Below are 20,143 nucleotides of genomic sequence, written 5' to 3'. Positions count from 1 at the left end.
CGCCCATGGCACTGATCACGGACATCCAGAAACTGGAGCCCGGCGGCGAGATTCGCCTGTTTGAAATCGACGGGACCGAGTACGGCGCCGATTACCTGCGTTTCCACGGGCACGCGATTCCGCACACGCCAGAGGAATTGCTGGCCTATGAGGGATCAGAAGAGGACCTGCCCGCCAAGTCGATTATCTGGCAGGGCCAAGAGTACGCGGCCTGGCCGGTGCAGATTGAGGGGATTTCCTCCAGCGGCGACGGCACCGCCTCTCGCCCAACCTTCGCCGCCGGCAACGTCAACGGGCGTGTCACAGCACTGTGTCTGGCGTTCGAGGACATGCTCAAGTTCAAGCTGACGGTTCGCGAAACGCTCGCCCAGTACCTGGACGCAGCGAATTTCCCCGAGGGCAACCCAACAGCAGATCCTACTCAGGAAGCGCTGGAAATCTGGTACATCGACCAGAAAACCAGTGAAGACGGCGAGGCCGTGGTCTGGGAGCTGTCTTCCCCGGGCGAGATCGACAACCACGGGCTGCCCGGTAGGCAGATGACGACGCTGTGCCATTGGAGCATGACAGGGGGATATAGAGGCCCTGATTGTGGATACATCGGCCCGTACCGTGACATTGATGGAAACCTCACGGACGACCCAGCAAAGGATGACTGCGATGGATGCCTTTCGACTGGTTGTAAGGTGAGATTCGGAGAGCACGAAGAACTCCCATTTGGCGGATTCCCCGCTGTCTCCCTCATTGCCCGGAGCTGACCATGCGCAAGCACATCATTGCGGCCATCCAGGCTCACGCGGCGGCGGAATACCCACGCGAGTGCTGCGGGTTGCTGCTGGCCGTCGGCCGGGCGCAGAAGTACTTCCCGTGCCGAAATATTGCAACCGAGCCGAACGAAGAGTTCCGGCTGGATCCTGAGGACTATGCCGCGGCGGAAGACCTGGGCGAGGTGATCGGCATCGTTCACTCCCACCCGGACGCCACCAGCAGGCCTTCACCGCACGACTTGGCCATGTGTGAGGCTACGGCCTTGCCTTGGCACATTTTGTCGTGGCCCGAAGGGGATTTACGCACGATCACGCCGATGGGCAGCACGCCGTTGCTCAAGCGCCCATTTGTGCACGGCGCCTGGGACTGCTGGCAGGTCTGCGCCGACTGGTATCAGCGTGAGTGGGGGCTTGAGTTTGAGGCCTTCCAGCGTACTGATGGCTGGTGGGAGAGCGCGGAGAACGTGAGCCTGTACGAGCAGCACTATGAGGGAGCCGGGTTTGTGCGCGTCGACCGGCCGCAGCGCGGTGATCTGATCGTCATGCACGTCGGGCGGACGGTTCACCCGAACCATGCTGGGATTTATTTGAGCGCCGATCCGGCGCTACCTGGCGAAGAATCGGGCGCCTTCGGCCCTGGCCCGTTCCTGCTCCACCACCTTTACGGAAGGCCGTCGGAGATCATCGTCTATGGCGGTCCCTGGCATGACCGGACACGCTTGATTCTCAGGCACAAAGACGCAAAACAACCAACCTGACGCGGCATTGCCGCTGGAGCAGAGCATGCAAACCTCGCAACGCTACACGCTGACCATTCTTGATCTTTTCAGTGTTGCCGAAGGTGCTATTTACGGCGCTGAAGCCGAGGTCGCCATTTTGGATGGCGACATCGAAATTGATCGCATGAAATTCTCTGGCAAGTGCCAGAGTAAAGGCGGCTACAGCCGAAGCTACTACGGTAAGCCAGGTCTTGCCGCGACCAAGGTCGCAGGGCCCGGCCGCATCAGCTTTCATGCAAAGCCCGCAACAGGTTTCAATTCGGCGGGGTGAGCCCGCCAATATAGTTGTCGGTTCCCAGTTCATGAGACCCGAAGTCCACGGAGTAACCCTCCCCGAGCCTATCGACTTCAGCATCCGCAGCGTCTTTTGAGGCGAAAATGTCGACAAAACGCCATGTCGCTGTTCGACGTACGCCCCAGCCAAGCACATGACCTTTGTTGTCGGGGTCCGCAGGTAAATTTTTCGCGAGGCTTCTGATTGGCATGTCCTTTCCTTGGTTGCTATAGGTGAAGACGCAACGCTACTACGCCGAACGCGCGCGCGGTTACTGGCATTCCATCCATGCTGGATGCCTGGACATGGAACAATTGTTTGAATGCCAGTTTTCTCGCTCGTAGCTATGCTACGGAGTAGCGAAAATTAAGCGCGATAAGAGTTGTTATTTGCACATTATGGTCCAAAGTCAAAAAAAGTTTTATGACTTTGTTATGGGTGCTTCACTCCAGGGCTAACTCTTAAGTTTACGAACTCAAGCACTTCTGTCAGTCGATCTAGCGTGTCTTTAGAAATAGCGGATCGATCCGTTTCGGATTCCGCACATTTTTCGGACAAATACCATCCTATCTGCTTCTTTGAAGGTGAGGTGGTTATCCCGTAATGACTCTTAATTAGTTCGATCGTGCTGGCATCAAGTAATTTTTCTAGAGCCATTTCTGAAAATTTTTCACCAACTGTCGCTAAAGTAAATACTGTTGCGTCTGGAAGAAACCAGTCTGCTTTGTACCGTGCGCATTCTTTTCTCCCCGCCGCATCATCATCAAGTAATACCAGGAAGTGCTCAGCCCTTCCCATCATTAGGCTAATTAGAGGGCCGCTAGCACCTGAGCCGACACCCGGCAATATTCTAAAGTGCAAGTTGATTTTGCTGATTTTTTGCGCAATCATTAGAGCGTAGTAGTCTGATATACCTTCGACCAAAAGATAAGGTGGCGTGCCTATTATTTCGGGCGCTATATAGTCAAGGCTTTCAATGACTGGCTGAAAGTAACTAGACCTTGATGGGTAGTTTGAAAGAAACTCTTTATATTTTGTGGCTTTGATTTTAGTAGGGTTGAATGAGAAGTCAAAGTGCTCTCCTTCATCTGGGTCGAGTGCAGTATTTTCTACTATGTATGCTCCGCCTAGCCATTTGGGGTTTATCATATGATGGCTATGCGTTGAATAGATTATTTTTGTTCCGTTAGTAGCAATTTTTTCGAAACTTTTCAGGAGTTCCGCTTGTGCTTTTGCGTGTAGATTCGCAGCGGGTTCGTCGAATATTAAGATGGAGGGCTTGTTGCTCTCTCCTTTGAAAGCAGTGAACAAAAGAAACGAAAAAAACCAGCGAAAACCTAATGAGCGCTCGCTAATTTCGTAGTCGGACTCACCGTCCGATACCATAAAGGAGGCGTATGGAATATTGCCTTTGCTTGAGTCAATATTCCACGTTATTGACATCTGCTTGGCCGAAGAATCTTTTGAAAATACTCGCTTCCAACCACCAATGATTTCTTTTGTAACTAGGTTGGAAACCTTTTTAAATACTGCATCAATCAACGATTTTTCAGGGCTAGTCATGAAGTTCGCAGGCCAGTTCGCATTCGACTGGCTGCGTGCGTAAGTATTGATTCTTTGGGATACGTGTTTTTCCAAGTCCAATCCTTCATCTATACCCTCCATAATAGATTGAAATATAGTGCGGTAATGTCGATTTGTGGCGGTTTCATTTTCATGTTCTTTCAAATATATCTTATTTGGTATATCTACAAGGAATGTTGGAAAATACGCAACGCTAGGTAAATTCTTTTGCATTGCAGTCATGGTTGCAATCCAGAATTCTCCTGTTTCACTGTCAGGCAGGCATTCGATGAACTCAGTGCCTGCTTTAGGGCGCGCCCAGAGATCAGCATTCCACATGTCTTTTGATGATATAAGTATGCTGTCTTCAAAAAGCATTTCTTTTGTTAGGGTAAATGGTTTGGAGATTCTATCTAAATCTATATAAAGGTCATTAGATTTTGCGAGTGTCGTGATTTCGCTGATATCTTTTTCATTCAGCACGACAACTGCTTCTATTTCTATGCTTGCATTGAATGCGGAGCGTCTATTGATCGGAATTATTTCATTTGTTTTGTTTTTTGCGCGGTTTCTTCCAAATAAACTCGATACTAATTTATCGCTACTTACAAAGTAAGATAGAGCTTCTAAAATTGTGGTCTTTCCACTTTCATTTAACCCGATTAGTGTGATGATTGGGCTATTTGTTCTATCGTCTAGGGTAATAGAGGTTTCTTCTATTCCTTTGTAATTTCTTATTGTAAACTTCTTGATTTCAGGCATGAGTGTCTTATCCTTTTCCTCAATTCACTTTGTATGTGCTAAGCTCAAGAGCCATCTTGCTCATATTATTTTTAATTATCTTCTATAATCCATTATAGCCGTTGTGGGCTGGGCCTTGGGTCTATCGGCCTTTTTCAGCATCCCGCTAACGATGTCATATTGCCCTGCGATTCTGTGTTCGTCTCGAAATTCCGCTATCCACGCCTTTCTTTTTGCAAACAGGTCTCAAAACCTTATGACTAGGCCTGCACGCCGCTTGACTGACTGCATTGATATTTGACCTACGTCTGTTTGTAGGCTCGGCCTTCAGCCGATAGAGGAGCGTGAAAAGGGCAAGCCTCTAGCCGCTTTTTGCATCTCCCCCCTCAGTGCTACAGTCCCGCCAAACCAACGAGGGAACGACATGCGGATTTTGATAGCTGCGGTAGCAGTGGTGCTGCTGGTGGGGTGTGTCTTATCCGCGAGTACTGCCCAATCCAAACTGTATTCCTAGCAAGGCCAGGACGTGCCTCGGATTATTGGTGCGGGATGCGCTGGCAAGCTTTCCATGAGTGCCTTCACGCTCTGAATGATCAGACTACCCAGTTGCCTAGTGTTAAATGGATTCCCGTTTGAGTTAACAAGAGAGACATTGAGACTTATCGCCATCTCTCTGAGGGCTGGTTTTGCCGGTTGTACAGGTTGGCTGTCCCGGAATACAGCAATGGTGCCGGTTTCAAGCTCCCGTATGACATACCCGTGGTAGCTAACCTGATTGACTGTCACCAGTTCGCTCTGAGGTTTTGATCGTTTCAAAAGCCGGCTCAAGGGGATCGAGCGTTTTCCTTGCGTCTCTGGGCCCATCATCACCAGCGCATCGTCAAGAGATGCATCGAGCAGCGTTTCAACCTCCATGTCATCCGTATTGATTCGAAGAATAATCACCCTATCCACCTCGGAAAGTGATCGCGGGTTGAAGGATATGTGCCCTGCGTGACCCATCTTTGCAGTCGTTTTAACGGACACCTTTTCGCCCTGTGCACTGACCACGTCATAACCTTTCTGGTTAACAGATACAGCCATTTGGCCATTCGTTATCAGCGCTGCATACAGCTCACCGATACGACCGCAAAGATGTCTAAGCTCTGTCGGTGGTACCCCCCACTGACGCTCCCGCTCAAACCAGGCCATAGCTTCACCCAGTGACTGAATAATCTGCATTTGGGTTAGAGCCATCACAAACTCCATTGTGAATTAACAAGTTGCGTAATTCGTACGTGTAAGTGAAATCCTGGCGGACCGGATTACTCTTGGATTGCTGCAGACTGCGGGTCTAGCATTTCAAGCAGCATCTGATCGTGCTCCGCACGAGTTGCTCTGTAGAGCATGCACCGATCCAGAAGGATCCGTTTCATGCTTCGAGCTGAGGCAAGATGCCTGGGCTCGACAGAGAGCGTCGCGGTCTTGCCGCTGCGAGTATCGGTCACTTCTAGGTGGTAGCGCCCGACCAGGCCATCGTCTCGTTTGGTGTGGCCGAGGCATTTGAAGGTGAGGTTGGATTCTGTCACTTGGTCACCGATGGTCGTAGTCCTAGGTCTGCATACACAAAGCCCCATTCGATACCATATAGAATGGGGCTTTGTGTATGGTCTACAACTTGTTCAAAAGGTCTGCGAAGGCCCAAAGCAATGTACCAATCGAGGCAACAAAAAATTCATGCTTCTGTATTTTCTTCCTAATCGTTTCAATCATTATTTCTTTTGTAAAAATTAACCGTCGACGATGTTCTCTATCAAAGATAAGCGAAAGCTGCTCATCGGTCGTGTCGTCGGTCACGCCGTATAGATAGCGACGATCCATTATTTGGTTGAAAACAGTCTGAGCGGTTATTCCTTCTGTGAGCTCCATCGTTTTGTTTACGAATTGCTCAGGCAGTCCTGTGACCTCAAACATCAACGCCAGACAAACAAGCAGTGCACCGAATCGCGCTAGCCACATCCAATCGCTGAAGTGCACGCTCAAGCCGATTCCAAATGCGAGTGCAAGCGTTGTAAGGACGTAAGCGAAAAACACATAATGTGTAGGGATCTTGAATACTTCTGCTGCTACAGCATCTGCTGATTTTTTACTCATGCTATGAACTTTTCCTCCTGAAACGCGCGTGAAAAGCTGGGCGGCCGGGCTTGAGGTTTACTCGTACGCAGACTCTAGGGTACTAAGCTCACCCATTGCCCAAACCCTATGGGCTTCAGATGAGTGGCCGTTGGTTTCGTCGAATCCAAGCGCAGCAGCTGAGTGCCAGCGGACACCGATTGCTTTCTCTTTAGCGTAACTGTTTAGGTGCTCGTCATTGTCGAGGTCCTCGGCCAAGCCGCGAATGGCCGCAAAAAGCGATGCGCGCTCGAAGATTGTTTCTGCGTTCTTGAGTTCGTCCACAAGCGATCGGAGAGCTTCGATACGGGTTTTGATATGGCTCATCGCTCGCTCCAATAGATGAAGGTCACTTGCACCTTTGCGTCCTTTCTTTTATCACCGTCCAGAATTTTGATCGCATGACGAGGTGGGGTAACGTTTACTGAAACCAAGTTATCTTCCGTTATCCCAAATTCAGGCGCGCGCTCGTTGAACTCCTGAAGGATTTCTTGAACGCTCAGACCGATAACTTCGTGACTTCGTAGCTTCCGCATTGCCTTCTTCCTTGACGATCGGCGAGGTGCCGGGATTGGTCGTAAAAAGACCCGTGAGCCGGGCTTATTGAAAAATATTAGGTACTCTCTAGCTTCATTTCTTCAATGATCTGTTCAAGTGTCACGTTTTCTTGAGGCCTTTTGTGCCTTGCTAGATCCAAGCGGACAAGTGCGCTTAAATACGTGCCAGCGGAAAGCCCGCGTTCTTTTGCGGAGTTTTCAAAGGCCTTGAAGAGCGTTGGGGGCAATGGAACTTTGGCAAACTCCTTCCCGGTGCCGCCTTCCTCTGCTTCGGTGAGGCGCAGCACCACGACTTCCTGCTCATCCGCATGTCCTGCGAGCGCATAAGCGGAAGATCCCAGGGCTTGGGATAGCGCGATGACATCTTCTTCAAGAGGCAGTACCTGCCCAAGCTCTAGTTGGGTGATTACCTCAGTGCTAATGCCGGAATGTTCGGAGAGCTGTTTTCTGGTCATTCCGCATGATGATCTTAAATCGACCAGTCTGGATGAGAAGCCCTCGTAGATTCGTAGGGGGCGCTTTGCTGTTGCGCCTTGGAATTCGTCTACGGTCACTCCCAATGCGTCGGCAAGCTTTCTCAGTACTGTTTTTCTGGGCATAGCCAGACCCGCTTCATAGCGAGAAATTTGAGACGGAGAAACGCCAGCTAATGCGCCCAGCTCTTGCTGAGTAAGGTTATTCTGGCCCCTCAAATGGATGAGGTTATTTGCGAAATCGTGGGACATGTTTGACCTCGGGTACGTCTCTAGAAGCGTACAGCAAACGCACAAAAAGCAAAAATTGTTTGACGAAGTCACAAAACGCACTAAACTCACAAAACGCAAACAAGGAGTCGCCATGAAAGCCCTGAAAATTACTACCGCTGTACGGATGCTGTGCGAAATGCGAGAGAAACTTGAGATGAGGGCCGCTGAAAACGGCCGCAGCCTAAGCGGAGAAATCGTATTCCGGCTGAGAAAATCCCTTGAGCAGGAACAGGACCATGAAAAACAACAGGCATAAAAAAACCCCATCGCTGGCAGGCGACGGGGCTTTGGTTAACGAGATCAACTTCGAGGAAGAAATCGTCATGAGCGATACTAGCATAGCTGCGTCCAATGTCATCCCGTTCAATTTCGGCAAGCAGCGGGTGCGCACGCTGCTTGTTGATGGTGATCCTTGGTTTTCGGTGCAAGACATCTTGCGCTCTTTGGATTACACCGACAGCTATAAACCAGCCCGAGCTGCAGCGCACGTTCCTGACCAATGGAAGGGTGTGCATCGGTTGCACACCCCTGGCGGAACCCAGCAAATGCTGATGCTTTCCGAGCAAGGCCTGTATTTCTTTCTGGGGCGCTCGGACAAGCCCAAGGCTCTGCCTTTTCAGATGTGGATTGCCGGTGAGGTTCTGCCGGACATTCGACGCACTGGCCGCTATGAGGACCATGGCAAGATGACAACCCTCATGGACGAACTGATCGGCATGAGTGAGCTGAATGTCATCAAGGGCTTGATCCGCGACAAATCCAAAGCTGTTCCGGCTGATCAGCGCCAAGGCTTTCAATTGGTGATGCACAACCGCCTACACACCCGCTTCAATGTTCCGCGGACCGAGCTGATCCCGGCCGCGCAATTCGATCAGGCCTGTAACTTTATTGGTGGCTACGCGCTTGAGGGCGAATACTTGCCGAAGGGCGGCAATCAATCCGTCGACATCCCGAGCGACCTTTCGGAAATCCAGCGCTATCTCGTATTCACAGATGGCTCTGGTAAGCATCAGGTTCAAGCTGTCCCGTTCGACGCATGCGTAATGTCGCCGACTCAGTTCCTGGCGGCCGTCACTGGATCGAACGGACTACATATGCCGCCTGCGGCGCTGTTCGACTTCGCCTTGGCGGCGATGGAAAAAGTGAAGTGGAGGGTTGCAGCATGAGCGCTTTGATGACGGTTCCTTTTCACGGTGTTGATCTGTATTTGGTTGAGCGCGACGGTCAGCCATTTGTTCCGATGAAGCCAATGGTCGAAGGGATGGGTATCGACTGGAAGAGCCAGCATCGCAAATTGACCGCAAATCAAAGGCGCTGGGGTATGGTCATCATGACCACACCTTCTGCTGGTGGCGAACAAGAAGCTGTCTGCATACCACTTCGTAAACTTCCTGGCTGGCTGTCGACACTTGAGCCGAATAGGGTGAAAAGCGAGGCTGCTCGGCAGAAGATCGAAGAGTTCCAAGATGAGTGCGACGACGCGCTTTGGCAGTACTGGAACGACGGGCATGCCGTAAATCCTCGCTCTCAGCAACCAGCGGCTAATGACTCAGCTGTCGAGTTCGGAAAGCTTGCTCTTGCTCATCTGCCAAATCTCGGTGACACCAGCAAACAAGCCTTACTCAGCCATATTTCGGAACTCGCGTTCGGTCAGCGTTTGATTCCGTTGCCGAAGGTCGAAGAGAGTCTGAAGTTGGCAGGGGAGGTTGGTGAGCTGTTCGGAGTCAGCGCGCAGAAAATCGGCAGGCTTGCGAATCAGCATGGCTTGAAGACGGATCAGTACGGAGAAATCCGCCTCGATAAGTCGAAGTACAGCGATCGTCAGTGCGAGACCTTCTTTTACAACAACTTAGCGGTAGAACGATTCCGGGAAATTCTCGGTCACGCCCAACCAACAAATCAAAGCGGCTTCCCCACTAACCTGAATAACCCCGCTCATGCGGTGCTTTCGGCGTACCAAAATCAGATCAAAGGGATTCAAAATGGATTACAGAAAAATCGAAGCTAAAGAACGGATCAAGCTAGCAGTGAAGGCTATGGCCAAGCAGGATCTTGCTGAAGTGAAGTTGCTTTCTGATTCTGCTCCCGTCGAGTCTGTGGTGGTTTCCGAGCTGGCGTACTCTAAGGCGCTTCAGGGGCTGATTCAGAGCGTCACCTCTTTCGAAATGGAGATGAGAGGGCTTGCGCTCACGTTCGCTTGCTACAGAGGCGATGATCGAGGGATGGTTCTAGGCAACTGCGTCGACCAAGCAACCGCAGCTAAGAAAGCCTGGGCCGACTTTTCTGCGGATAAGGGTTTCACCTCGCAGGAGCTGATGGACCTTATCGGTGGGCACCATCAAATGGTGCTTAACCTTTTCGATACGAACCTGGAGCCTAAGCCCGGATTGGTCGAACATTGGAGGTCATTGCTTGAGTTCTGCTTTGCCGGGCATATGGAAGTGAAGGGCCTCCATTGATTTGACGGTCAGCAGACGCATGGTAGTTTGTCTTCTTTCATCACTATTGAAGGGCGACTGTCATGCGTTTTTTTGGAGTTCTTGCATTGCTTTCTACTGCGCTGCTAGGTGGCTGCTCGAGCGTGGCAGAGACCCGAGAAAATCCACCCATCCTTCAAATCTCATCAGCTCACAAGGCCAAGATCGTAGCGGAGTGCATTCGTGACGGATGGCAGGGAACTACGGTATTGGGCGCTGGTATTGGAGGTATTTTGCAAACGTCCGGTGATCGCTACACGATCCTTGCGCCGGATGCTCAGTCGCCTTTGCACCTGGTCGATGTAATTCCGAATAATAAGGGCGGCTCAAGTATCCGCTATCACTTTTACAGAACTTGGCAATCTCCATTAGAGAGAGTCACTGATGTAGTGAGGTCCTGTGCCAAATAGGCGGGATAGTCAACAAGCCACCTTCGGGTGGTTTTTTATTACCTGGAGAAAAGCTATGCCTGCATTGGCTATTGAATATTCACCGCTAGAAACTATTCGTCTTGGCGGGATGCTGCGTCAGTTTGGCAAGGAGTACAGGTTGTCGGTGCGCACGCCTGCCGAGGCCATAAAGGCGTTATGCGTTCAAATTCCTGGTTTTGAGCGATTCATCTCTAACGCTAAATCCAGAGGCTTGGAGTTCGCCGTTTTTCGAGGGAAGAAAAACATCGGAGAGGGCGAACTATGCTTTCAGGGTAAAGGAGAAATCAGGATCGTCCCCGTCATCACGGGCTCCAAGCGTGCGGGCCTACTGCAAACGATTGTTGGGGTGGTAATCGTTGCATTGGCGTGGTGGAACCCGCTCGGCTGGTCAGCAGCTACGGCTCTTGCGGTAGGAATGGGTGGCGGTTCAATGGCCATTGGGGGGGCGATCCAAATGCTCAGCCCTCAGGCCGGCGGCCTCAAGACAAGCGCTGCGCCCGAGAACACCCCCGGCTACGCCTTCGGAAGTGCTAAGAACACCACGGCCTCCGGCAATCCTGTCTCGCTGTGTGCAGGCCGTCGGCGCTGGGGTGGCGCGATCATCAGTGCGGCGATTTATGCCGAAGACCAAATGTGAACCCGGTATCCGGAAGGAGAGCGCTTTTGAAGCCCCATATAATGGTAGAGAGATAAAACCCTCACTATTGCGGTAGCAGGCGTCTGAAGGGATTAGCCCTCCCGACAACAGGTAGCGCCTCGAGCGTAGGTAATAGGGCACCCATAAGCTACAAAAACCCTCACAAGAGCAGGATAGGTCGCTCAGCGAGAGTGGAAAATTGCCAATTACCATGGAGAGAAGGCTTAACCCTCACATGGAGGGATAACAAATAGTCGGGAAACCGACACCCTGAGGCGCTGATGATCGAAAGATCGCCGGGCCAGAAAAGCAAAACCCCCGGACGCTCGCAACGTGCCGGGGGTTTTTATTTCAACCCCTTGTTAGGACCAAGAGGAGAACTTGATTGGATATTAGCAAAATCATACGAGAGGTACGAGTGATGGCAATGAAAATGCCTGCTTGGCGGTTCGTTCTGCTCTGCATGCTCGGGATGATAGTCGCAGTCGGATATCTGGCTGGGAACATCCCTTGGGACAAGATTCTGTAGCGTTCGCAGTTTTAAATCATACACCGCCCAAGAGGCGGTTTTTTATTGCCTGGAGAAAAGCATGGGCGCAGCACGCAAGATTGATGTTTATGGCGCCAAGGGCGGTTCCGAGAAGCCTAAAACCCCAACCGAGGCACCAGACAGCCTGCGCTCCGTCGCCATTGCGAAAATGCTTATTGCTGTGGGTGAGGGCGAGTTTGACGGTGCTCCTACCGCCAAGGACATCTTTCTCGACAACACGCCGCTGCAAGACCCGCAGGGGAACATGAACTTCCCGAGCGTGAAGTGGGAGTGGCGCAGCGGGGCTGTGGACCAGTCCTATATCCAGGGCATTCCATCGATCGAGAACGAAACAACCATCAGCACCGAGCTGCGCAGCGGCACGCCATGGGTTCGAGCGATCACCAATACCCAGCTCTCGGCTGTACGTGTGCGCTTTGCCTGGCCTGCGCTCCAATCGGTGGACTCCGGCGGCAACATCAACGGTTACACGATCGGGTACAAAGTCGAGCTCGCAACGGATGGGGGTACGTACCAAGAGGTTTTGAACGAGGCCGTGTCCGGCAAGACCACCAGCCTTTACGAGCGAACTCGCCGTATCAATCTGCCGCACGCGACAACCGGGTGGCTGCTGCGCATCACTCGACTGACTGCAAACCAGAAAAACAACAAGATCTCCGACACCATGCAGATTGCCGGCTTCACCGAGGTGATCGACGCCAAGATCCGATACCCGAACACCGCGCTGCTTTACATCGAGTTTTCTGCCGAGCAGTTCCGCAGCATCCCCGCGGTGACGATCGAATGTGATGGTCGGAAATGGCAGGTGCCGAGCAACTATGACACCAGATCGCGCACCTATACGGGCGTCTGGGACGGTACGTTCAAACAGGCCTGGACCGACAACCCTGTTTGGCACACTTACGGTATCACCACGAACGACCGTTTCGGCCTTGGCCGTCGTATCAAACCGTGGATGGTGGACAAGTGGGAGCTGTACCGGATCTCGCAGTATTGCGACCAACTGGTGCCGGATGGAAAGGGTGGTCAAGAACCGCGCTTCATCTGCAACCTGAACCTGCAGAGTAAGGCTGATGCCTGGTCGCTGCTGCGTGATATCTCGACAATCTACCGGGGCATGACTTACTGGGCCCAGGGCCAGGTGTTCACCCTGGCAGATATGCCGCGCGCAACCGACTTCGACTTCGCATACACCCGGGCGAACGTGATCGATGGCAAGTTCACTTATTCCAGCGCATCGGAACGCACCCGGTACACCCGGGCGCTTATCAGCTACGACAACCCGCTGAACAGCTACGACACCGATGTCACGGCCGTTACTGACGCGAAGCTGCAGCGCCGCTATGGCGACAACCCGCTCGAGATCAGCGCAATCGGTTGCACCCGCGAATCTGAGGCACAGCGCCGGGGTAAGTGGGCGCTGCTGACAAACTCCAAGGACCGGGCCGTCACCTTCAAGGTGGGCCTCGACGGGCGCATCCCGCTGCCTGGCTACGTCATTCCGATCGCTGACGAACTGCTGGCGGGCCGGCCCGTGGGTGGTCGTATCTCGGCGGTGAACGGCAAGGTCATCACCCTGGACCGTGACACCCAGGCCAAGCCCGGTGACCGGCTGATCCTCAACCTGCCAGACGGCAAGTGCGAAGGGCGCACCGTGCAACTGGTCAGTGGTCGGCAGGTCACCGTGACCCTGGCTTATTCCGTGCCGCCGGAGCGTGAACTGGTGTGGGCGCTAGATGCTGACGACCTGGCTATCCCGCTTTACCGAGTGGTCAGCGTGGCCCGGCCAGAGCCTGGCGTGTTCGAGATCTCGGCCGTGCAATACGATCCGAGCAAGTTTGCTCACATCGACACCGGCGCGCGGCTGGAAGAGCGGCCAATCAGCGTTGTACCAATCACCGTGGTTCCGGCACCGGCCAGCGTCACGCTGACGTCGAGCTACGCCGTGAACCAAGGCATCGCCATCAGCACCATGAACATTTCTTGGCCTGCCGTGAATGGCGCGGTTGCCTATGACGTGGAGTGGCGCAAGGACAGCGGGAACTGGATCAAGCTGCAGCGCACCGGTGCAACAAGCGTCGACGTCACCGGTATCTACTCGGGCGCCTACGTGGCCCGGGTGCGATCTGTGAGCGCCTTCGAGATATCCTCTATCTGGAAGAGCTCCAACCTGACCAATCTGGAAGGGAAGGTCGGCCTGCCGCCGGCGGTGTCGATCTTGACCACCACCAGCGAACTGTTCGGCATCGGTATCAAGTGGGGGTTCCCGCCTGGCGCCGAAGACACCCAGCGCAGCGAGATCTGGTACGGACCGGCCAACGATTTGTCGGTGGCCACCAAGCTGGCGGACCTGGCTTATCCGCAAGCTGACTACCGCATGCAGCAGTTGCAGGCGGGGGCCACGCTGTTCTTCTGGGCGCGCCTTGTGGACCGCACTGGCAACGTCGGTCCGTTCTACCCAGTCGGCGAAGGCGTTATTGGGCAGGCCAGTTCTGAGGCTGGTCCGATCCTGGATATGCTGGCCGGGAAGATCAGCAAGACTCAGCTGGGCCAGGACCTGATCAGCGAGTTGGACGGCCTGCAGGACCAGATCGACGATCTCGACGCCCTGGGCGGCTATGTCCCAACCCAGGTGTACCTGAAAGGGCAGATGGTGGTGGAGGCGGATCGCATCTACCAGGCGAAGGTGGATGTACCGGCCAACAACCCACCACCAAATGCCACCTACTGGCTGGACGTTGGACAGTCGGTGGAAACGGCAAACGGCCTGGCGCAGCAGGTAACCACCAACACCGCGGACATCACCAAGCTCGATGGTGTGGTCACGGCCCAGGCCAGCACAACCAACGCATTGAGGGCTTCTGCGCGTGATGACAGCGGCAGTGGGGCCAAAGCAGATGCATTGAAGGGGTGGGCAAGCACGGCTGCAATTGTCCAAGAGAGCAAAGTCCGGGCAACAGCCATTGAGGCAGAGGCAACCAAGACCACGCAGTTGCAAGCAACAGTTGGCCAGAATACGTCGGCCATTCAGGAGACGTCTTCGGCGCTGGCCAACACCAACGGCCAATTGCAGACCTTGTGGTCAGTGAAGATGGAGACCACCGCCGGTGGCCAGAAGTACGCGGCCTCGTTCGGCCTCGGTCTTCAGGTCGATCCATCTGGTGTGTCGTCGCAGTTCGTGGTCAGGGCTGACACGTTCATGTTGCTGAACCTGGCAACCGGAACGCCTGTCTCGCCTTTCGCTGTTACCGGAGGGCAGACGTTTATCGATTCCGCCTTCATCCAGGACGGCACGATCACCAACGCCAAGATCGGCAACTATATCCAGTCGAATAACTACGTGGCGAACACCAGCGGTTGGAAGCTGTTCTTCGACGGCACCTTTGAAATCAACGGTGCATTCGGTGGGCAGGCGCGTCAGGTGATCAACAACAGAGGCGGCAAGGTTTACGACGAAAACGGCGTGAAACGCTACCAGTGGGGAGATCTTTCCGCATGAGTTTCGGGATAAGAATCTGGAGCTCCACCGGTGCCCTTGAGCTGGACGAGACCTCGTTTACTGTGAGGGTGGTGTATTCGGCTGTTGTGGCTTTCGTTACCGGCGGTAATCGGTCTCAAGCAATTCCAATTGCTGGAGTTTCTCCCTCAACGCACTCGGCTGTATGTATTCCCATTGGGGCCTACCCTCAAGATCCAAGCGCGCAAAATCTATCTGCCATTCAGTATGAGCCACAGGTTTACGAGGGAGGTGTCGTTGTTTGGTTCGGAAATCGAGCTGCGCCGAGCGGAACCGTTGGGATTGGACCTCAAAGACTTTTAGTTATGAGGTATCGATAAATGAGCTATGGCGTACAGTTCACAAACAACAATGATGTAGTGACACTTGATTCCGAGTTCTCGCGGTTAGTGGTTTTGCAAAGGGGAAGGTATCAAGGGGGCGCGTCATTTAGCGCCCCTATAACCAGCGCGGAGCCCCCACTTGTATTCGTAAGGCCGGACGCCACCACTACGTTTAGCTACGCCACGATAGCCGGAAGCCCGGGCAACTGGACTGGGTTTTCTTTTCTTGGTGGAGGAACAGGAAGCTTTTTCGTTGCAGCCTACAGTTCAACCCCTACGGCAACTTATGGGATCAGGATATGGGATGGCTCGGCTAAGTTGCTTTTTGATAGCGGCACTCCCTGTGCCCAATTCACTCGGACTATTTCAGCATGGACATATCTCGGCTCTAGCTCTACCGGCCAGGGGACTACGCGTAGCAATTGGACGGCGGCTAGTCCTTTGGACACAGGTGACTTCATGCTCATCAATAACATAGGCATGGACGTGGCAGGGTCGAGCACACGAGCGGCAAAACTGTATTGCACTTGGGACTATGGAGCAAACAGCTTATTGATGTGGGTGGTCGGGGTAGCCAACTCCACGTCTTTCTTCGTACCAGTAGTATTTGCAAAGCCAATAAGCTGAATTAGTGCCAACCACCTATGCCGCCTTGAGCGGTTTTTTATTGTCTGGAGAAAACTATGGTTTGGCAAAGATCCGGAACAGTTGCTGTCCAAAGCGGCAGTACGACGGTAACGGGGTCAGGCGTTGATTTTGCGGCCTCCTCGAGAGTAGGAGATTCTTTCGTCGGGCCCGATGGAGCTACCTATGAGGTAGCGAACGTCGCGAGTGGTACGGTGATCTCAATCCTGCCAGCGTACAAGGGGCCGACAGTCATTGGTGCTGCCTACGCGATCATGCCAGTGCAGGGCTACGACAAAGCGCTATCGGACGCGTTCAACCTGCTGGTCAATCAGTTCGGTACCAAGCTCGCCGCACTTGGAACCACAGGCAACTACGATATCTTGCCGCTGGATAAAGGCGGTACGGGTAACGCCACGGGTACAGCGGCGAAGCTAGCTGCGGAAGCAATTCTTGGTACCGTCTCCCAAGTGGGCGGCGTGCCTAACGGCGCACTGATGCAGTACACCAGCTCAGTAAACGGCGATTGCTGGCGGTTCGCGAGTGGTCTACAGATCTGCACGAAAAGTGTCGTGATGGGGCCCGTGAACCTTTCAGCTGGCCCACTCTTTACTTGCGTATCCGGCGCAAATAGTGGGTTTACCGCAAACTTCGTTGCTGCCCCCGTCGTCATTCCACTAGGTGTGGTTACGGCGAGCGGTGGCGGATGGGGATCCTGCTATTCGTTCCCGACTTTGGGCACCTGGGGGGCATGGGCCGTCTACAACCATGTCTCAAACTCCGGGCCAAGCCGGATTGACTTAATTGCTATAGGACGGTGGTTCTGATGATCATCAATCTTTCACCTAATCTCGATGCGCCTGCCTTGACCGTCAAAAAGAAGGGCGATGTGCTTACCATCAACGGTGAGGTGTTCGACTTCTCGCCGCTTCCTGACGGTGCGACCTTGCCCGCTTCAGCTATGGAGTGTGAATCCATTCTGGGTGACGTAGAGCGAGTGAATGGAGAGCTCAACATCACGCTTCTTTTGCCGATCACTCCCGACTCATCGGGGGCAGCGCGCTTTCCTTCGCCCATCATTCGCCCCGCAAACGGTCTGCTGGAGTTCCCTAAATGAAGATCGATTTCGGAAAAATCATTACAGCAGGGGATAAGCAGTTGGCAGCCGATAAAGCGGCGCGTGAAGGGGCTGTGGCGCTGCGCCGCGCAGCCTATCAGGCTGAGTCCGATCCTCTACGCTTTGAGCTTGAGTATGACGCCCGCGTTAAAGGGGTTGAGCCGGACTACAGCGCCTGGCTCATATCAGTTGCAACCATCAAAGCGCGCTTTCCTCTGCCGGCGAGCGCAGAGGGTTTAGACACCTAACACAACTTCAACACCGCCAGCCGCCTTGAGCGGTTTTTTTTCGTCTGGAGAAAAGTATGCGCACATCGCAAAAGGGCGTGAGCCTGATCAAATCTTTCGAAGGCCTGCGGCTCAAGTCCTACCAAGACTCGGTTGGCGTGTGGACCATTGGTTACGGCACTACGCGCGGCATCACTGCCGGCATGGTCATCACCAACGAACAGGCCGAGCGAATGCTGATGAACGACATTGGCCGGTTTGAGCCTGAGATCGAGCGCCTGGTAAAGGCGCCAATGAATCAGGCGCAGTGGGATGCGCTCATGAGCTTCACCTACAACCTTGGGGCCGCCAACCTTGGGTCTTCGGCCTTACTAAAACTGCTTAATGCTGGCGACTACGTCGGTGCGGCCGAGCAGTTTCCGCGCTGGAATAAGGCCGGTGGCCAGGTGCTGGCAGGATTGACCAAGCGGCGCCTGGCCGAGCGGGCGATGTTCTTGGGGGTGTCATGACGCCCGTACAGATCCTCGCCGCGATCCTCCTGGCGCTGGCAGTGGGGTTTGGCGGGGCCTGGCAGGTTCAGGACTGGCGCTACGGCACGAAGCTGGCAGACATCGGTAAGGCTCAGGCTATCGCTGTCACCAATGCGGGCAACGATGCCCGCGCCGAAGAACAGCGCCGCCAGGCGTCCGTGAACAAGGAGGCAAGCAATGCGCGAGAACAGAACAAAGCTGCAGATGTTGATGCTGGTGCCGCTGATGCTGCTGGTGACCGGCTGCGCGTCGACGCCAACAAGTTTGCCGTTAGTACCTGCGCCGGCGATCCCGGAGCTACCCAGCGAGGCGCGCCAGCCACCCGCGCCGCAATGGTGCTCTCCGACTTGCTCCAGCGGGCTGACAAAAGAGCGGGAGAGCTGGCGGCGGCTTATGATCGAGCCCGAATAGCCGGGAAAGCGTGCGAGGCCGCTTACACATCGCTCAAAAGGTAAGACTTATTATTGAATCTATCGAGAAGTATCTGCAGCTCTATTGCTCAAAGGTTTTGCAGGACTCATTTGTTGCAGGTAAGTAAGTCGCGGCTTTGTCTGCCACCGTGAATCCATGCAAAAAGCTAATAGCAATCTTTCCAGATCCTAGATCTGTCAAAACAATATTTCTCGCGATTCGGTCGTCGTTGTTATTGCTGTCTTTCCTGATGAAGTATGTATTTTTTCCATTGATTGCGCAGACGATTCCGAAGTCGCGATCTGCTGAATATGGTACCGGTGTTGATTTGGGAGGCTCAGCCATAACTGCGCAACTGAAGAGAGAAAGGGTAGTTAGAATCGCGTTGCTTTTCTTCATCTTGGACACTCCTGTGATCAAAAAAACAGGATATCTCTTGCAGTGGCTATGCGCCAGCTTTGGCGTAAACGCATTTTGGTTGGATTTTTGGTGCTGCTATTTGACCAAGCATTCCTTGAGTAACTGCCAGGACGGTTAGCAATGCAGTGGCGACCAAGGAATGATCGCGCTGCGAGCGTGCTAGGCTTACGTCAGGGCTATTAATCCGGGTTAGAGTCAATGATGCGTTGGACTTCAAGCTGCTTTGCTCTGCGCACTAGAACAGGTTCGAAACGTGCCTCATATATATGCTTTTGCTTTGGTGACATAGAGTCGAAACCCTGTTCGATCACCTGTCTTGCGACCCCCGCTTCATCTGAAGATGGGTCAATAAGTCCCTCATCAATCAGATCATCATACGCCAGCCGCAAGTCCTCGTTGCCGTGATCGTTGTAACCCATCTCCCACCTCTTCAGGTTGCATTGCCTTCTGAATGACCATGGCAACTTAGCACGTAGTCATCGGCTCGATCAGTTTCGGCCCTTTGTTTCTCACGTTGCCAACGGCCGCGTCGACCTTGAACCATTCAAAGGCCTCGGCGGGCTCGCCCTGGTGTAACACCATCTGCTCGGCACGCTCCTTCGGCGTGGCAGGGTCCAGCCATTCCCGAGCCAGTTCCGGAGTCAGCACCACTGGCCGCCGGTCGTGGATATCCACCATGCCGCCGGCGCTGTCGGCGGTGATGATCACGAACCCGTCATGCTCACTTGGACCTTCGTCAGCATCTGGTAACTGGCCGATGGCCGCACACAACACCGGTGCGCCGTCGCGTCGACGGATCAGATAGGGCTGCTTTTTTGGACCGCCTTCATCCACCCACTCAAACCAGTTATCGATAGGCGTGATTGCACGGTGTGGCCAGATCGCCCGGAAGAATGGCCCGTGAGCCACCTTTTCGACGCGTGCATTTATTGGTGCGGCGCGGTCTTTGGCCCAGTGAGGGCGCCATCCCCACCGCACGGAGTCGGCATGCAACAGGTCGCCTTGGATGTGGAGTAGTGCGACCTGGGTGGATGGAGCGACGTTGTAGCGCTCAATAGGCTCATCGCCCACGGAGTTGGCCAGAGCATTGGGCATGCTCAGCGCTGCAACAAAGTCATGGATTCCCCGATACTGTGTAAGCCTTCCGCACATGCCTGCACCCCCTATGTTAAGTCAGTGTAGATCGTGACCGCTAAGCGTGCAGTGGGGATGGGCGCGATTGCTAGACCAAAATGAGTTGCAGATTTAAGCTGTGCTGCGGCGCCGATAACACGATGGTAATCTTCTGAGAAAGACTTTTG

The 20,143-nt window shown here is 53.7% G+C and carries 22 protein-coding genes; 14 read left to right on the top strand and 8 right to left on the bottom strand.

The features are described from left to right. Positions 1-5 precede the first annotated feature (5 nt). The 3 genes from HX868_RS18965 to HX868_RS18955 are packed head-to-tail and all read left to right on the top strand — an operon-like array spanning position 6 to position 1,817. Positions 6-758 carry a phage minor tail protein L gene (locus HX868_RS18965; RefSeq protein ID WP_177003971.1) on the top strand — a complete coding sequence of 251 codons (753 nt, stop codon included), beginning with the start codon at positions 6-8 and terminating at the stop codon, positions 756-758. 2 nt (positions 759-760) lie between these two features. Further along, complete coding sequence (locus HX868_RS18960; protein ID WP_177003970.1) at positions 761-1,525, top strand: C40 family peptidase; 765 nt, start codon at positions 761-763, stop codon at positions 1,523-1,525. Between the two features lie 25 nt (positions 1,526-1,550). Further along, a complete protein-coding gene (locus tag HX868_RS18955; RefSeq protein ID WP_177003969.1) occupies positions 1,551-1,817 on the top strand; it encodes a hypothetical protein in 267 nt (88 codons plus the stop codon). 435 nt (positions 1,818-2,252) lie between these two features. Here the strand turns inward: HX868_RS18955 and HX868_RS18950 are convergent, their stop codons facing one another. The 5 genes from HX868_RS18950 to HX868_RS18930 form a co-directional block, all read right to left on the bottom strand. Then, the gene (locus HX868_RS18950; protein ID WP_177003968.1) at positions 2,253-4,145 is read right to left on the bottom strand and encodes an ATP-dependent nuclease; all 1,893 of its coding nucleotides are present in this window, start codon (positions 4,143-4,145) and stop codon (positions 2,253-2,255) included. Between the two features lie 489 nt (positions 4,146-4,634). Beyond that, on the bottom strand, positions 4,635-5,360 hold the full coding sequence (locus tag HX868_RS18945; protein ID WP_177003967.1) for a DUF6998 domain-containing protein: 726 nt from the start codon (positions 5,358-5,360) through the stop codon (positions 4,635-4,637). Positions 5,361-5,774: 414 nt separating this feature from the next. Beyond that, positions 5,775-6,257: a hypothetical protein gene (locus HX868_RS18940; protein ID WP_177003966.1), complete on the bottom strand. Its 483-nt coding sequence runs from the start codon at positions 6,255-6,257 to the stop codon at positions 5,775-5,777. Between the two features lie 57 nt (positions 6,258-6,314). Next, positions 6,315-6,602: a hypothetical protein gene (locus tag HX868_RS18935; RefSeq protein WP_177003965.1), complete on the bottom strand. Its 288-nt coding sequence runs from the start codon at positions 6,600-6,602 to the stop codon at positions 6,315-6,317. Between the two features lie 286 nt (positions 6,603-6,888). Continuing rightward, on the bottom strand, positions 6,889-7,557 hold the full coding sequence (locus tag HX868_RS18930; protein ID WP_177003964.1) for a helix-turn-helix domain-containing protein: 669 nt from the start codon (positions 7,555-7,557) through the stop codon (positions 6,889-6,891). A gap of 112 nt (positions 7,558-7,669) precedes the next feature. Here HX868_RS18930 and HX868_RS18925 point away from each other — a divergent pair, with 112 nt between their 5' ends. The 11 genes from HX868_RS18925 (at position 7,670) to HX868_RS18875 (ending at position 18,466) form a co-directional block, all read left to right on the top strand. Next, complete coding sequence (locus HX868_RS18925; protein ID WP_122722362.1) at positions 7,670-7,834, top strand: Arc family DNA-binding protein; 165 nt, start codon at positions 7,670-7,672, stop codon at positions 7,832-7,834. After that, the gene (locus HX868_RS18920) at positions 7,815-8,744 is read left to right on the top strand and encodes a BRO-N domain-containing protein (RefSeq protein ID WP_177003963.1); all 930 of its coding nucleotides are present in this window, start codon (positions 7,815-7,817) and stop codon (positions 8,742-8,744) included. The genes HX868_RS18925 and HX868_RS18920 overlap by 20 nt, the downstream gene beginning before the upstream one ends. Then, positions 8,741-9,586, top strand: a complete 846-nt coding sequence (locus HX868_RS18915) for a phage antirepressor N-terminal domain-containing protein (protein WP_177003962.1) — start codon at positions 8,741-8,743, stop codon at positions 9,584-9,586. The genes HX868_RS18920 and HX868_RS18915 overlap by 4 nt, the downstream gene beginning before the upstream one ends. Continuing rightward, complete coding sequence (locus tag HX868_RS18910) at positions 9,561-10,037, top strand: hypothetical protein (protein ID WP_177003961.1); 477 nt, start codon at positions 9,561-9,563, stop codon at positions 10,035-10,037. Before HX868_RS18915 ends, HX868_RS18910 begins: the two co-directional genes overlap by 26 nt. 483 nt (positions 10,038-10,520) lie before the next feature. After that, entirely contained in the window at positions 10,521-11,123 is a 603-nt protein-coding gene (locus HX868_RS18905; protein WP_177003960.1) for a tail assembly protein, read from the top strand. 590 nt (positions 11,124-11,713) lie between these two features. Next, complete coding sequence (locus tag HX868_RS18900; RefSeq protein WP_177003959.1) at positions 11,714-15,172, top strand: TipJ family phage tail tip protein; 3,459 nt, start codon at positions 11,714-11,716, stop codon at positions 15,170-15,172. A 1,180-nt stretch (positions 15,173-16,352) separates the two neighbouring features. Further along, positions 16,353-16,964, top strand: coding sequence for a hypothetical protein (locus HX868_RS18895; RefSeq protein ID WP_177003958.1), 612 nt, complete (start codon positions 16,353-16,355; stop codon positions 16,962-16,964). Beyond that, positions 16,964-17,254: a hypothetical protein gene (locus HX868_RS18890; protein WP_177003957.1), complete on the top strand. Its 291-nt coding sequence runs from the start codon at positions 16,964-16,966 to the stop codon at positions 17,252-17,254. Before HX868_RS18895 ends, HX868_RS18890 begins: the two co-directional genes overlap by 1 nt. After that, the gene (locus HX868_RS18885; RefSeq protein ID WP_177003956.1) at positions 17,251-17,502 is read left to right on the top strand and encodes a hypothetical protein; all 252 of its coding nucleotides are present in this window, start codon (positions 17,251-17,253) and stop codon (positions 17,500-17,502) included. Before HX868_RS18890 ends, HX868_RS18885 begins: the two co-directional genes overlap by 4 nt. 56 nt (positions 17,503-17,558) lie before the next feature. Then, positions 17,559-17,990 carry a lysozyme gene (locus HX868_RS18880; RefSeq protein ID WP_177003955.1) on the top strand — a complete coding sequence of 144 codons (432 nt, stop codon included), beginning with the start codon at positions 17,559-17,561 and terminating at the stop codon, positions 17,988-17,990. Beyond that, on the top strand, positions 17,987-18,466 hold the full coding sequence (locus HX868_RS18875) for a DUF2514 family protein (protein ID WP_177003954.1): 480 nt from the start codon (positions 17,987-17,989) through the stop codon (positions 18,464-18,466). Before HX868_RS18880 ends, HX868_RS18875 begins: the two co-directional genes overlap by 4 nt. A 37-nt stretch (positions 18,467-18,503) precedes the next feature. Here HX868_RS18875 and HX868_RS18870 read toward each other — a convergent pair whose 3' ends face one another. The 3 genes from HX868_RS18870 to HX868_RS18860 all read right to left on the bottom strand — a co-directional run bounded on the left by HX868_RS18870 (position 18,504) and on the right by HX868_RS18860 (position 19,994). After that, the gene (locus HX868_RS18870; protein ID WP_177003953.1) at positions 18,504-18,821 is read right to left on the bottom strand and encodes a hypothetical protein; all 318 of its coding nucleotides are present in this window, start codon (positions 18,819-18,821) and stop codon (positions 18,504-18,506) included. 200 nt (positions 18,822-19,021) lie between these two features. Beyond that, positions 19,022-19,261, bottom strand: a complete 240-nt coding sequence (locus tag HX868_RS18865; protein WP_177003952.1) for a hypothetical protein — start codon at positions 19,259-19,261, stop codon at positions 19,022-19,024. Positions 19,262-19,307: 46 nt separating this feature from the next. After that, a complete protein-coding gene (locus HX868_RS18860; RefSeq protein ID WP_177003951.1) occupies positions 19,308-19,994 on the bottom strand; it encodes an SOS response-associated peptidase family protein in 687 nt (228 codons plus the stop codon). Between the last annotated feature and the right edge of the window lie 149 nt (positions 19,995-20,143).

The sequence above is a fragment of the Pseudomonas reactans genome (assembly GCF_013385825.1).
Taxonomy (GTDB): domain Bacteria; phylum Pseudomonadota; class Gammaproteobacteria; order Pseudomonadales; family Pseudomonadaceae; genus Aquipseudomonas; species Aquipseudomonas reactans.
The sequence above is the reverse complement of the archived record's forward strand: the minus strand, read 5'-3'. Positions and strand labels throughout refer to the sequence as shown.